At 72.6% G+C, this 13,381-nt stretch carries 12 protein-coding genes; 10 read left to right on the top strand and 2 right to left on the bottom strand.

The genetic code is table 11. The features are described from left to right. The first annotated feature begins 25 nt into the window (after positions 1 to 25). The 8 genes from ABFX46_RS32945 to ABFX46_RS32910 all read left to right on the top strand — a co-directional run bounded on the left by ABFX46_RS32945 (position 26) and on the right by ABFX46_RS32910 (position 7,364). Entirely contained in the window at positions 26 to 880 is an 855-nt protein-coding gene (locus ABFX46_RS32945; RefSeq protein ID WP_346047824.1) for an alpha/beta fold hydrolase, read from the top strand. A 109-nt stretch (positions 881 to 989) separates the two neighbouring features. Continuing rightward, positions 990 to 2,162 carry an ABC transporter substrate-binding protein gene (locus tag ABFX46_RS32940; RefSeq protein WP_346047823.1) on the top strand — a complete coding sequence of 391 codons (1,173 nt, stop codon included), beginning with the start codon at positions 990 to 992 and terminating at the stop codon, positions 2,160 to 2,162. Beyond that, positions 2,140 to 2,889 (top strand): ABC transporter ATP-binding protein, encoded by a 750-nt coding sequence (locus ABFX46_RS32935; protein ID WP_346047822.1) that lies wholly within the window; start codon positions 2,140 to 2,142, stop codon positions 2,887 to 2,889. The genes ABFX46_RS32940 and ABFX46_RS32935 overlap by 23 nt, the downstream gene beginning before the upstream one ends. After that, a complete protein-coding gene (locus ABFX46_RS32930; RefSeq protein ID WP_346047821.1) occupies positions 2,886 to 3,656 on the top strand; it encodes an ABC transporter ATP-binding protein in 771 nt (256 codons plus the stop codon). Before ABFX46_RS32935 ends, ABFX46_RS32930 begins: the two co-directional genes overlap by 4 nt. Beyond that, positions 3,644 to 4,528 (top strand): branched-chain amino acid ABC transporter permease, encoded by an 885-nt coding sequence (locus tag ABFX46_RS32925; RefSeq protein WP_346047820.1) that lies wholly within the window; start codon positions 3,644 to 3,646, stop codon positions 4,526 to 4,528. The genes ABFX46_RS32930 and ABFX46_RS32925 overlap by 13 nt, the downstream gene beginning before the upstream one ends. Positions 4,529 to 4,533: 5 nt before the next feature. After that, positions 4,534 to 5,640: a branched-chain amino acid ABC transporter permease gene (locus tag ABFX46_RS32920; protein WP_346047819.1), complete on the top strand. Its 1,107-nt coding sequence runs from the start codon at positions 4,534 to 4,536 to the stop codon at positions 5,638 to 5,640. Then, a complete protein-coding gene (locus ABFX46_RS32915) occupies positions 5,637 to 6,539 on the top strand; it encodes an NAD-dependent epimerase/dehydratase family protein (RefSeq protein ID WP_346047818.1) in 903 nt (300 codons plus the stop codon). Before ABFX46_RS32920 ends, ABFX46_RS32915 begins: the two co-directional genes overlap by 4 nt. Before the next feature lie 168 nt (positions 6,540 to 6,707). Further along, entirely contained in the window at positions 6,708 to 7,364 is a 657-nt protein-coding gene (locus ABFX46_RS32910; protein ID WP_346047817.1) for a response regulator, read from the top strand. Positions 7,365 to 7,387: 23 nt separating this feature from the next. On the opposite strand, the gene ABFX46_RS32905 is transcribed toward ABFX46_RS32910, so the two are convergent. Beyond that, complete coding sequence (locus tag ABFX46_RS32905; protein WP_346047816.1) at positions 7,388 to 8,941, bottom strand: GAF domain-containing sensor histidine kinase; 1,554 nt, start codon at positions 8,939 to 8,941, stop codon at positions 7,388 to 7,390. A 270-nt stretch (positions 8,942 to 9,211) separates the two neighbouring features. On the opposite strand from ABFX46_RS32905, the gene ABFX46_RS32900 reads away from it, so the two are divergent. Beyond that, positions 9,212 to 10,429 carry a PP2C family protein-serine/threonine phosphatase gene (locus tag ABFX46_RS32900; protein WP_346047815.1) on the top strand — a complete coding sequence of 406 codons (1,218 nt, stop codon included), beginning with the start codon at positions 9,212 to 9,214 and terminating at the stop codon, positions 10,427 to 10,429. A 28-nt stretch (positions 10,430 to 10,457) separates the two neighbouring features. On the opposite strand, the gene ABFX46_RS32895 is transcribed toward ABFX46_RS32900, so the two are convergent. Further along, positions 10,458 to 11,669 carry an agmatinase family protein gene (locus ABFX46_RS32895; RefSeq protein WP_346047814.1) on the bottom strand — a complete coding sequence of 404 codons (1,212 nt, stop codon included), beginning with the start codon at positions 11,667 to 11,669 and terminating at the stop codon, positions 10,458 to 10,460. 251 nt (positions 11,670 to 11,920) lie between these two features. Between ABFX46_RS32895 and ABFX46_RS32890 the strand changes: the two genes are divergently transcribed. Continuing rightward, positions 11,921 to 13,345, top strand: coding sequence for an aldehyde dehydrogenase family protein (locus ABFX46_RS32890; protein WP_346047813.1), 1,425 nt, complete (start codon positions 11,921 to 11,923; stop codon positions 13,343 to 13,345). The last annotated feature ends 36 nt before the right edge of the window (positions 13,346 to 13,381 follow it).

Here is a 13,381-nt window from a genome sequence, read left to right as displayed (position 1 = left end):
CGCGAACGACCAGCGAAGGAAGACCATGAGCTCAGCGACCGAGGCCTGCACCGGCCGCACGATCCAGGTGTCCGGCGGCATCGAACTGTTCTACCTGGACGCCGGGGAGTCCCGGGACCAGCCGCCCCTCCTGCTGCTGCACGGCGGCGGTCCGGGCGCCGGCGGGTGGTCCAACTTCAGCAGGAACATCGGGCCGCTCAGCCGCAGCCGACGGGTCCTGGTGTTCGACCTGCCCCAGTACGGGCGCAGCACGAAGGTCCGCCTGCCCGACGACGAGGTCTACCCCTCGTCCTACGTGCACGCCCTCACCGAGGCGCTGGAGCAGCTCGGGGTGACGCGGCTCGACGTCGTGGGCAACTCCCTCGGCGCCGGCGTGGCGTGCCTCCTCGCGCACCGGTCGCCGCAGCTCGTCCGCCGCATGGTGCTCATGGGCCCCGGCGGCGTCCAGGAGTCGGTCATGACGCCGGTCCCGATGGACGCCCTGCGGCGCATGTTCACCTACTACAACCCGGGGCCGCCGTCCCGCGCCGCGATGAAGGAGATCCTCGAAAGCCTGCTGTACGACCGCGAGTCGCTGACCGAGGAACTGCTGGACGAGCGGTACCGGGCCAGCATCGAGCCGGAGACGGTGGAGCTCTTCGGCGGCATGCGGAAGCAGAACCTCACGAACGTCACCGAGTTCATGCACACGCTGACGCAGCCCACGCTCGTGGTCTTCGGCCTGGACGACCGCGTCACCCCCTTCGACTCCGCGCTGAAGTTCGTCAAGACCCTCCCGAACTGTGAGCTGCTGGTCCTCCCCAAGGCGGGCCACTGGGTCATGTGGGAGCTGCCCGACCGGTTCAACAAGGCCGTCGACGACTTCCTGCTGGCGGACTGACGCCGGCCGGCGCCGGACCGGCGAACTCCGCGGACGCTCCCGACCACCCCACCGCCACCCCCACCCGACGTCCCAGCTCGCACCGGGAGAACCCGTGAAGATCCCACGCATGATCCGATTCGGAATCGCCGCGACGACGGCGCTCGCGCTCGGCGCGTGCGTCAGCACCGCCGACGGCGAGGACGACGCCGACGCCATCGTCATCGGCGCCGCCATCGCCAAGACCGGCTTCATGGCGTCGTTCGACATGCCCGTCCACCACTCGCTGCAGATCGCCGTGGACAAGGCGAACGCGAGCGGCGGAATCGACGGGCGCCCGATCCGGCTCGAGGCCATCGACAACAAGAGCGACAGCACCCAGTCCGCGAACGCCGCCTCCCGGCTGATCGAGCAGGGCGCCGACCTGCTGATCGTCACGTGCAACTTCTCCACCGGCGGCCCCGCCGCGACGGTGGCCCAGAACGCGGGCGTGGTGTCCTTCGCGCCGTGCGCGTCCGACACCCGCTTCGGCCCCCTCGGCCTCGGCGACCTCGTGTTCAACCTGGGGATGTCCATCCCGACCGAGGGGGCGGCCCTCGCCGACTACGCCATGAAGAAGGGCTGGAAGAGCGTCTACACGCTCACCGACACCGAGCTCGACTACCCCAAGAACACGTGCGAGGCGTTCGAGAAGCGGTTCACCGAGCTCGGCGGGAAGATCGCCGGCAAGGACGTCTTCCGCAACTCCGACCAGGCCATCGCCTCGCAGGTCTCGCGGGCGGGCGAGGGCGCCGTCGACGCGCTCGTCCTCTGCTCGTACCCGCCGGGCGGCGCGATGGCCACCCTGCAGCTGCGCCAGGGCGGCATCGACCTCCCCATCCTCGCCAACTTCGGCATGGACGGCGACTACTGGGCCAAGTCGCTGCCGCAGCTGTCGGACTTCTACGTCATCTCGCCCGCGTCCCTCTTCGGCGACGACCCCAAGCCCGAGGTCAACCAGCTGCTCGCCGACTACCGGAAGAAGGCCGGCGGCAACCCGCCCACGGGCTCGTTCGTCTACGGCGCCACCACCTTCCAGCTCATCAAGCAGGTCATCGAGGAGACGGGCGGCACCGACGGCACGAAGATCGCCGCCGCGCTGGAGCAGTCGAAGAACCTGCGGACCATCACCGGGCCGATGAGCTTCGGCACCGACTACCACGTCGACTTCGAATGGGACGTCCGCGTCCTGAAGGCCACCGGCGGGCGGTTCTCCTATGTCGAAACGGTGGTGCCACGCAATGCTCGCGCGCTCGTCAAGTGACGCGGACGGAATCCGCACCGAGAACCTCTGCCTCGACTACGCCGGCGTGCGCGCGCTCGACGACGTGACGGTGTGCTTCCCCGGCGGGAAGTGCACGGGCCTCATCGGACCGAACGGGGCGGGCAAGACGACGCTGGTCAACGTCCTGACGGGCTTCGCCCGGCCGGACCGCGGCCGGGTGCTGCTCTTCGGCGCCGACACCGGCCGGTGGAGCCCGGAGCAGCGGGCCCGCCGGGGCCTCGCGCGGACGTTCCAGAACGCGCGGATCTTCCCCGACCTCTCGGTGTTCGAGAACGTCGAGGTCGCGGCGCTGTGCGGCGGGCTGAGCCGGCGCGACGCGCGGCGGGAGGCGGACCGGATCCTCGCGCTCAGCGGCCTGCGGCCGTTCCACGACCTGCCGGCCCGGCAGCTGCCCTACGCCCACCGGCGGATCCTCGGGATGGCCCGGGCGCTCGGCCTCCGGCCCCGGTTCCTGTTCCTGGACGAGCCGGCGGCGGGCATCGACGACCTGGAGCTGCCGGAGTTCATCCGCCTGCTCGGCACGATCCGGGAGGACTCCGGGTGCGGCGTGATCCTCATCGAGCACAACGTGGACCTGGTCTTCCAGATGTCCGACCACGTGGTGGTCCTCGACCACGGGGCCGTCATCGCCCAGGGCGGCCCCGCCGAGATCCGGCGGCACCCGGACGTGATGGCCGCCTACCTGGGGGCGGAGGCGTCGCCATGACACCGGCACCCGGCACGGCTCCGGCACCGGACGTCCTCCTCGACGTCGACCGGCTCACCGTGGAGTACGGCACCGTCCGGGCACTGCGGGGCGTCTCGCTCCAGGTGTTCGCCGGCGAGCTGCTGGCCATCGTCGGCCCCAACGGCGCCGGGAAGTCCACCCTGCTGATGACCATCGCGGGCGGGCTGAGGCCCCGCGCGGGCAGCGTCCGGTTCGACGGGCGGGACATCACCCGCGCCGCGGCGGAGGACGTGGCGCGGGCCCGGCTGAGCCTGGTGCCCGAGGGTCGGCACATCTTCGGCAGGCTGACCGTGGAGGAGAACCTGCGCGTGGTGCCGCTGGGCTCGCGCGGCGAGCGCAGGCGGCAGCTGGAGGCGGTCTACGAGCTGTTCCCGGTCCTCGGCGAGAAGCGCCGCCGGATCGCCGGGCACCTCTCCGGCGGCCAGCAGCAGCAGCTGGCGATCGCCCGGGCGCTGATGGGCCGGCCCCGGCTGCTCCTGCTGGACGAGCCGTCGCTCGGCCTGGCGCCGGCACTCGTCGACACCGTCTTCGACGCGATCGACGGGCTGCGCCGGTCGGGCACGACCGTGGTGCTCGTCGAGCAGCGCCTCCACCAGTCGCTGCGCATCGCCGACCGGGCCTACGTGCTCAACGGCGGGCGGCTGCGGTACCAGACGGCCGACCTCGGCGAGGACGCGCGGTCGCGCATCGTCGACGCCTACTTCGCCACGGAGAGGGAGGGGGTGCGGAAGGCATGGGCGGAATGATCCAGCCCCTGATCGACGCCGTCAGCGTGGGCGCCCTGTACGCGCTGGAGGCCCTGGGGATCGGGCTCCTCTTCGGGATCATGCGCCTCGCGAACTTCGCCCTCGGCGCGGTGACCATGGTCGCCGCGTACGCGCTGTACCTCACCCGGGACCTGCCGCCGGCGGCCTCGGTCCTGGTCGCGCTGCTCGTGGCGGTCGGGGTCTCGCTGCTGCTGGAGCTGGTGGTCTTCCGCCGGCTCAAGGGGGCGAGCGAGGCGACCCTGTTCATCGTCTCGTTCGCGATCGCGTTCGGGCTGGAGCACCTCGCCCTGGCGGTGTTCGGCGCGAACACGCGGGGGTTCTCGCTGTCGCCGTGGCTGTCGTCGTCCAGCCGCGTCGGCGGTCTCCGGGTGTCGCACCTCAGCATCGTGACCATCGTGACCGTCGTGGTGCTGCTGGGCCTGTTCGTGCTCTTCCTGCGCCGGACCGAGACCGGGATGCGGCTGCGCGCCGCCTCCGACGACTTCCGGATGGCCACCATGCTGGGCGTGCCGGCGAACCGGATGATCGGCCTGGCGTTCGCGCTCAGCGGCGTGCTCTGCGCGGCGGTGGCCGTGATCGTGGTCGGCCAGACCGGCGGCGTCTCGCCCGGCATGGGCTCCAACGTGATCATCATCGCGCTGCTCGGCGCGGTCATCGGCGGCATGGACCGGTTGTCGGGCGCGGCGGCCGGCGGGTTCGTCGTCGGGTTCGCCCTGTCGATCCTGAACTCGTGGCTCGTGCTGGACGTCCGGCCCTACCGCGACGCGTTCGCGATCCTCGCGGTGATCCTGGTGCTCATCGTCCGGCCGCACGGGCTGCTCCCCGGCGCGACCCTGCGCGAGAGGGTGTGAGAGGCATGCCCGCACTGAAGGAAGCCCTGCCCCGGGTGCGGTCGCACCCGCTGGCGTTCCCGCTCCTGGCCGTGACCCTGCTCGCCGCGGCCGGCGCCCTCGCCGGGCCCGGCCTGGAGCGGACGGTCATCGAGTGCATGGTGCTGATGCTCGTCGTGGTGTCGCTGCACCTGTTCAGCGGCAACTCCGGGGTCGTCTCCGTCTGCCATGTCGCGTTCGTGCAGCTCGGCGCGTACGTCTCGGCGCTGGTGACCATGGACGCCGAGCGCAGGTCGGTGATGCTCCCCGACATGCCGGGAGCGATCGCGGGCGTGCACGCCGGGCTGCCCGTGTCCATGCTCATCGCGTGCGCGCTGTGCGCGGTCGTCGCGGCCGTCACGGGTCCCCTGCTCATGCGCCTGAACGGCCTCCGGTCCGCGATCGCCACCTTCTCGCTGCTGCTGATCGTGGATAACGTGGTCATGAACTGGGGGGCGGTGACGGGCGGGCCGAGCGCGCTGATCGGCGTCACCGAGTCCACGACCGTGCTCCAGGTGTGGCTCGCGCTCGTGGCGGCGGCCGTCCTGTGCCACGGGTTCGCCCGCTCCAACGCCGGCCTCCGGCTGCGCACGTCCCGCGAGGACGAGGTCGCGGCCCGGGCCCTCGGCATCAACGTGCCGCGCGAGCGGCTCACGGCGTTCGTGCTCAGCGCCGTGATCGCGGGACTGGCCGGCGCGCTGTTCGCGCACCGGCTGAGCACGCTCAACCCCGAGGACTTCGGGCTCAAGATGACCTTCTTCGTGCTGGCGATGCTGATCATCGGCGGCATGCGCAGCCTGTCCGGCGCCGTGCTGGGCGCCCTGGTCGTGACGGTGCTGACCGAGGCGCTCCTCCGGTTCGAGGGGGGCGTCGAGATCGGCCGGTACGTGGTGACGGGGCCCGCCGGCCTGCGCGAGCTGGGCCTGGCCGTCGTGCTGATCGTCATCTTGATCCGGCGTCCCGAGGGCATCACCCGCGGCCGGGACATCACCCTGCCGCGGTGGCGGGGCGCACGTGCCCGCCGCGGTGGACCGGTGGCGCGGCAGGGGTCGGGCGACCCCGAGCCGCTCGACGAAGGAGCGCGGGTTCGATGAAGGTGATGCTGACGGGCGCGACCGGCTGCATCGGCGGCGCGATCGTGGACGCGCTGCTCGCCCGCGACCACGAGGTCCACGCCCTCGTGCGCAGCGAGGAGAAGGCGGCCGGGCTCGGACGGCGCGGCGTCCACGCCCATGTGGGCGGCCTGGCGAGCCGCCGCCTGATCCTCGGCCTCATGCGGGAGACGGACGGCCTGATCCACACGGCCTTCGCCGTGGGGGACGAGGACGGCCGCGCGGAGCTCGACTTCATCTCCGCCGCGATCTCCGGCCTGTCCGGGACCGGCAAGCCGTTCGTCTACACCTCGGGCCTGTGGGTCCTCGGCGAGTCGTCCGGCCCGGCCCTCGACGAGACGGCCCCCTACAACCCGACGCCGCTGGTCGCCTTCCGCCCGAAGGCGGAGCGGCTCGTCCTCGAAGGGGCGAACTTCGGGATCAGGGTGGCGATCGTCCGGCCCGGGGTGGTGCACGGCGGCCCGGGCGGGCTGCTGGAGATGCTCGCGCGGAGCGTCGACGGCGACGGCCGCGTCGTCCATGTGGGCGACGGGACGCAGCGCTGGCCGATGGTGCACCGCGACGACCTGGCCGACCTCTACGAGCGCGTCCTCGTGCGCGCGCCGGCGGGCAGCATCTGGCACGGGGTCGCCGAGCCGGGCGTCCCCGTCCGCGACATCGCCGCCGCCGTCGCCACCGCCGTCGGATGCGAGGGCAGGGTGCGCGCACGCGGGGTGTCCGACGCGCGCGCGGAGTACGGCCTGCTCGCCGACGCGCTCGCCGAGAGCCAGGTGGTCTCCGGGGCGAAGGCCCGGGAGCTGCTCGGCTGGCGGCCCCAGGCGCCGGGCGTCCTCGACGCACTGGCGCGCGAGGACCGCTACCTCCGGGCGCGGGGGTCCTGAGACCGGGTGTGTGACGGGCGCCGGAGAGCCGTCGCGGCCGGGCCCTTCCCCCGCGGAGGGGCCCGCTGGCCTGGTCTTTCGGCGACCCGACTGGATATGGTGTCGGCCCGGAGGAGCGGCGCGCGTCCAGCACGGGCGCAGCTCCCCTGCGAGCGGGAGGTCAGTGGCGTGAAACAGGCCGGAGTGGAGACCATCAGGGTCGTCCTCGTCGACGACCACCCGGTGGTCCTGTCCGGACTGCGCACCCTCCTGGGCGAGTTCGACGACCTGGAGGTGGTCGGCGCGGCGACCACCGGTACCGAGGCGCTGAACGTCTGCCGGGCCGCGCGGCCCGACGTGGTCGTGCTCGACCTGCGCATCCCCGCGCCCTCCGGGCCCGGGCTGGTCGCCCGGCTCAGGGACACGGCGCCGGAGACGCGGATCGTGCTGCTGTCGACCCAGCTCGACGCCCGCGACGTGTCGTGGGCGAGCCAGTCCGGCGTGTCCGGCTTCGTGCTGAAGGGCGACGACCCGAGCCAGATCGCGGTCGCCGTCCGCCGGGTCGCCGCCGGCGAGTCCTTCGTCTCGGCGGAGCTCTCGGGCGCCCTGCTCAGGTCCGTGCGCGCCGAGGAGCGGACGCGGCCGGAGTTCACCCGGCGCGAGTTCGAGGTGCTGCAGCACCTCGTCAGGGGAGCGAGCAACCGCCAGATCGCGCGGTCGCTGTCGGTCTCGGAGCGGACCGTCAAGGCCCACCTGACGGCCGTGTTCGGCAAGCTCCAGGTGCGGGACCGGACCGGAGCCGTCGCGGAGGCGTTCCGCCAGGGCATCGTGACGCTCGAAGACTGACCGGATCCGGGGCCGGGCCCCGGTCAGGTGCCGGCCGTGAGCTGCCGCCGCAGGTCCGGCACGACGAGCTGGATGCGGGTTCCGCCGGTGCGCCGCACCACCCGCATCTCTCCGCCGAGCTCCTCCATGCGCTCGGCGACCCCGGTCAGGCCGTAGTGCCCCGCGGCGGCTGCCGCGCGGCCGATCCCCACCCCGTCGTCGGAGACCGACAGCTCGAGCCGGCACCCCTCGACGGAGACCTCGATCTCGGCCGTCCGCGCACCGGCGTGCTTCTCGACGTTGAGCACCAGTTCGCCGACGCAGCGCAGCAGGCTCATCCGCGCCGCCGAGGACAGCACCGGCTCCGCGCCGCGCACGGTCACGGCGCACTCGACGCCGGTCCTGCCCGTGAAGTCGTCCGCGATGAGCCGGACGGCCGGGAGCAGCCCACCGGTCGGGGGCTCGCGCCGCAGCTCGACGATGGCCTGGCGGCCCTCGCGGACGCCCGTCCGCGCCTGCTCCCGGGCGTCGGCGACCAGCTGGGCCGCGCGTGGACCGCCGTCGGGCCGCGCCATCGCCATGACGGCGGAGGCGAGGCTCAGGTCCAGGGCGTAGAACCGCTGGACGAGCCCGTCGTGGATCTCGCGCGCGAGGCGGGTGCGTTCGGCGAGGATGCCCAGCCGCTGGTTCGCCTCGGCGAGCCTGCGGTTGTAGAGGGCGAGGGCGAGCAGGTCGGCCAGCGAGGCGAAGAACTGCGGCGAGACGAGGTGCGCCCGCTCGTCCACGGAGAGCGTCCCCAGCTCCAGGCCGGCACGTTCCAGGCGCGTCTCGACCACGGACCCGTCCGCCGTGGACGCGGCCGCCATCCGCGGGCCGATCCACAGGTGGGAACCGTCCTCCTGGCGTACGCCGACCCGGCACGACCGGGCGCCGAACTGCCGGCGGACCCGGTCCACGATCTCCTGCAGGGCCTCCTCCACGGCGTTGCGCGCCGCCAGCTTCTGCCCGAACAGGTAGAGCGCCTCGGACTCGGCCGCGCGCTGCTTGGTGTCCTCGTACAGCTGCGCGCGCTCGATGGCGACGGCCACCTGCCCGGCGATGACCTGCGTCAGGGCGATGTCCTCGGGGCTCACCGAGTGGGAGGGGTCCGTGCTGCACAGGACGAGGCAGCCGTAGGTGCGCCGTGTGGAGCTCAGCTGCGCCGCGACCGCGCTCCTGATGCCCTCGCGCACCACGGCGCGCCGCTCGTCCGGCGCCAGGCTGGCGTACCCGGTCCGCGGGTCCCGGGCGTTGAACGTGACCGGGTCGCTCGACCGGAAGGCGCGTCCGGCCAGCGTCCGGGACGTGTGCAGTTCGTGGACGTCGATCCCCGGGGAGAGCCCGCGGGCGAAGCCGCGGTCGCTCTTCCCGACGAGCTGCTTGGTCCGCTCGTCGGCGAAGTAGATGACGCCGCTGCTCAGCCCGGTCAGCTCGATGCTCGACCGGACCGAGATGTCGAGCACCTGCTCCAGTTCGAGGGCGCTGTTGAGCGCCGTCGTGACCCGGCTCAGCGCCGCGACCTGGGGCCGCGTCATCACCGGATCGTCACTGTGCGTCATGGCCGCCTCCCCTCGCGGCGTCCCGGGGCCCGCCGCGGTGAACAGGCAGGATACGCGCGCCGGGCCCCCTGTCTCGATGGCAGGTAACCGGCGGGCGGTGGACGCGCGGCGCGGGTGGGAGGTTCAGAAAGGGACGGTCCCGGACCGTTCCATAGTCGGCAAAGGAGAAGCGCGACCGCGGATCGGGCCCGGCGGTGAGGGCAGGGGTCCTCGTGTCACACGACGACCCGTTCGTTCGCCGAGGTGGCGCACCACGACCCGGGGGCGTGCATGGAGGCGGCTGCCAGCCAGAGGCAGGAGCGGACCCTGCTCCAGCTGCTGGAGAAGATGCACTTCGTGTCGCCCGACCGGCTGCCCGCGCTCTTCAACGCCCAGGCGGCCGACCTCGGCGTCCGGGCGATCACCATCTACCTGGCCGATCTCCGCCAGACCACCCTGGTCTCGCTGCCGGAGGGGCCCGACCAGCCGTCGCTGCGGCTGGAGGTGGACACCACCGAGGCCGGCCGCACCTACCGCACCGGCCGGCTGCAGACGGCCGAGCACCGCGCCGGCGGCCTCCAGCTGTGGCTGCCGATGAACGACGGGATGGACCGCATCGGCGTCCTGGAGGTGCGGTCCGACACGCTCGACCAGGCCACCCTGCAGGTCTGCCGGACGCTGGCCTCGCTGCTGGCCCTGGCCGTGATCGGCAAGGGCGGCCACAGCGACGCCTACTCCCGGCTGCAGCGCAGCGCGCCGCTGAAGCTCGAGGCGGAGATGGCGTGGGCCTACCTGCCGCCCCGCACGATGGGGACCGAGCAGGTCACCTCCAGCGCCGTCCTCGAACCCGCCTACGACCTGGGCGGCGACGTCTTCGACCACTCGCTGATCGGCGGGGACCTGCACATCACCGTCCTGGACTCCATGGGCCACGACCTGCTGTCGGGGCTGACGTCCACGGTCGCCATGGCCAGCTGCCGGAACGTGCGCCGCAGCAGCAGCGGGTCCCTGCAGGAGATCGTCACCACCGTCGACCAGAACCTCGCCACCTGGTTTCCCGACCGGTACATCACCGGGGTCTTCGCCCACCTCAACCTCGCCAGCGGAGCGATGACCTGGATCAACTGCGGCCACCCGTCCCCGCTGCTGCTGCGCGACCAGAACCTGGTGCTCGGGGCCCTCGACCGGGCGCCGCAGCTGCCGCTCGGCCTCGGCCGGCTGCGGACCGACGGCCCCGGCGGGCCCGCGTGGCGGGTCGACACCGTCCAGCTGCAGCCCGGCGACCGGGTCCTGCTCTACACCGACGGCGTCACCGAGGCCGAGGCGCGGGACGGGACGCGCTTCGGCCAGGACCGCTTCACCGACTTCATCATCCGCGCCATCGCCGCCGGCGAGCCCGCGCCCGAGGCGCTGCGCCGCCTGGTCAACAACATCATGGCCTACCAGGACGGCCGTCTCACCGACGACGCCACCATCCTGATGTTCGAATGGCACCCGACCCGGGCCTGAGCCGGCACACCCGCCGGAGGCGGGGCGCCTAGCCGGACGAGCCGGTGTCCGAGCGCTCGTCGATCCGGCGGGCGCGCTCGGTCTGCGGTGCGCCGGACCGGTCGCGTCCGAGCCTGCCCTCGCGCACCGAGGTCGCCAGCACCTCGCAGATCAGGCGCACGCCGAGCAGGCTGGTGATGTCGGACGAGTCGTAGGGCGGTGAGACCTCGACGACCTCCATGCCGAGGAGCCCTTCGGCCGCGATGGACCGCACCAGCCTGAGCACTTCGCGCGGGTACAGGCCGCCGGGCTCCGGCCAGCCGGTCCCGGGCGCGAAGCCGGGGTCGACGGCGTCGATGTCGAAGGAGAGGAAGACGCCCTCCACGCCGTTGCTCCACGCGACCTCGAGGGCGAGCTCGGCGGCCCTGTCCTCGCCCATGCGCTCGACGTCCTCGGCCGTCATCACGAGCGTTCCGCCCTTGCGCGCCTCCTCGACGCCGGGCCTCGGCACCTGCCAGCCGCCGATGCCGATCTGCACCAGGTTCCCCATGTCGAAGTGGTACTCGTGCGCGGCCCAGTACCAGGGGGTGGTGTGCATCCGCTCGTCCAGGTCGAGGCGCTGGGTGTCGAGGTGGCGGTCGAAGTGGATGACGCCCATCTTGCGGCCGAAGGCGTTCATCACCCCGCGCGAGGTCGGGAAGCCGATGGAGTGGTCGCCGCCGAGGATCACGGGGAAGACGCCGGCCCCGACGAGGTGCTCGACGCCCTTGGTGATCTGGTCGAAGGACTTCTCCAGGTTGCCGGGGGTGATGAAGATGTCGCCGACGTCGACGATGTCGAGCTGCTCGCGCAGGTCGACGCCCATCTCGTAGTAGTAGGGCGAGTACAGCGAGGAGATCCGGCGCATGCCCTCGGGACCGAAGCGGGGCCCGGGCCGGTAGGTGGTGCCGCTGTCCAGCGGCGCCCCCACGACGGCGACCTCGTGCTCACCGACCCGGTTGACGTCCTCCAGGAAGGGCGCCTTGAGGAAGGTGTTGATGCCGGAGAAGTGCGGCAGCTCGCCGCGCTGGAAGGTGGAGGCGGCCTCCTTCTCCCGGATGGAGTCGGCGGGCGGCAGGCCGTGGGCGTGGATCCGCCGCATTTCCTCCCGGTGCCCGCGGTCGGTCAGCTCCGTCTCGTACTGCTTGGCCTTCTCGCCCTGCAGGCCGGCGGTGCGCTCGTCCCGTCCCCGGTGCGCCGCGGACTCGCCGGGCTCCGCCATCACGACCTCGATTCCCCGTGGCAGGTGATCAGCTTCTCTCGGGACACCACTGCCCGGCTCGCGTGCGGGCAAGGGCCGCAAGGGGCAAAGGGGCGGTCATCGTTGGTCGCGGCCTCGGATCGGAAAGTCCGCTTCCGCCATGGTCTTCCCCGCGGCGAGCGGCCTATGCTGAGGCCCCGGGAGCTAGTAGAACCCCGTTCGGATTCGGTCGGCGGCGGCCTCGGGCGCGCCGCGCCGCAGGGAGGGTGTCCGTGGACCACGTCCAGCAGTTCTACATCGGCGGCCAGTGGGTCGCACCGCGCGGCGGCACGACGGCCGAGGTCGTCAACCCCGCCACCGAGCAGCCGATCGCGTCCATCGCCATGGGCGGCCCGGACGACGTGGACGCCGCCGTCGCCGCCGCCAGGGACGCGTTCGAGTCGTACTCGCTGACCGGCAGACAGGAACGCCTCGACCTGCTCGACGCCATCATCGCCGTGTACGGCCGGCGGATGGAGGAGCTCGCCGACATCATCAGCCAGGAGGTGGGCGCGCCGCTGTCCCTGGCCCGGGCGGCGCACGCGCCCGCGGGCCTCGGGCACTTCGCCACCGCGCGCACCGTGCTGGCCGGCTACGAGTTCGAGCGGCAGATGGGCTCCACCACGATCGTCCGGGAGCCGGCGGGCGTCTGCGGGCTCATCACCCCGTGGAACTGGCCCCTCAACCAGATCGCCTGCAAGGTCGCGCCGGCCCTCGCCGCGGGCTGCACGATGGTGCTCAAACCGTCGGAGGTCGCGCCGCTGAACGCCGTCCTGTTCGCCGAGATCCTGGACGAGGCGGGAGTGCCCGCGGGCGTCTTCAACCTCGTCAACGGCGACGGCCTCGGCGTCGGCGCGCCGCTGTCGGCGCATCCGGACGTCGACATGGTGTCGTTCACCGGCTCCACCCGCGCCGGGATCGAGGTCGCCCGCTCGGCCGCCCCCACCGTCAAGCGCGTCGCCCAGGAACTCGGGGGCAAGTCCGCCAACATCATCCTGGACGACGCCGACCTCCCGGCCGCCATCGCCCGGGACGTGGCGGGCATGTGCACGAACTCCGGGCAGTCCTGCAACGCCCCGACCCGGATGCTCGTCCCGGCCGCCCGCATGGACGAGGCCGCCGCGATCGCCGCCGAGGCGGCCCGGAACGTCGCGGTCGGCGACCCGCGCGCCGAGACCACCGCGATCGGCCCCGTGGTCTCGGCCACCCAGTACGGCCGGATCCAGCAGCTCATCGAGAAGGGCATCGGCGAGGGCGCCAAGGTCGAGGTCGGCGGCCCCGGCAAGCCCGAGGGCCTGGAGACCGGGTACTACGTCCGCCCGACGGTCTTCTCCCACGTCACCAACGACATGACGATCGCCCGCGAGGAGATCTTCGGACCGGTGCTCGTCCTGATCGGCTACGAGGACGACGACGACGCCGTGCGCATCGCCAACGACACCCTCTACGGCCTGTCCGGCTACATCTCCGGCGACGCCGGCCGCGCCCGCGCGATGGCCCGCCGCATCCGCACCGGCAACGTCCACCTCAACGGCGCCGGCCTCGACTTCAACGCCCCGTTCGGCGGCTACCGCCAGTCCGGCAACGGCCGCGAATGGGGCGAGTTCGGCTTCGAGGAATTCCTGGAGACCAAGGCCATCATGGGCGACAACACCTGACCCCGACCCCGAGCCGATCTCGCCGCCCACCAGTCG

The sequence above is a fragment of the Actinomadura chokoriensis genome (assembly GCF_039529475.1).
Lineage (GTDB): Bacteria > Actinomycetota > Actinomycetes > Streptosporangiales > Streptosporangiaceae > Spirillospora > Spirillospora bangladeshensis.
This window is presented reverse-complemented; position numbering and strand designations above follow the sequence as displayed.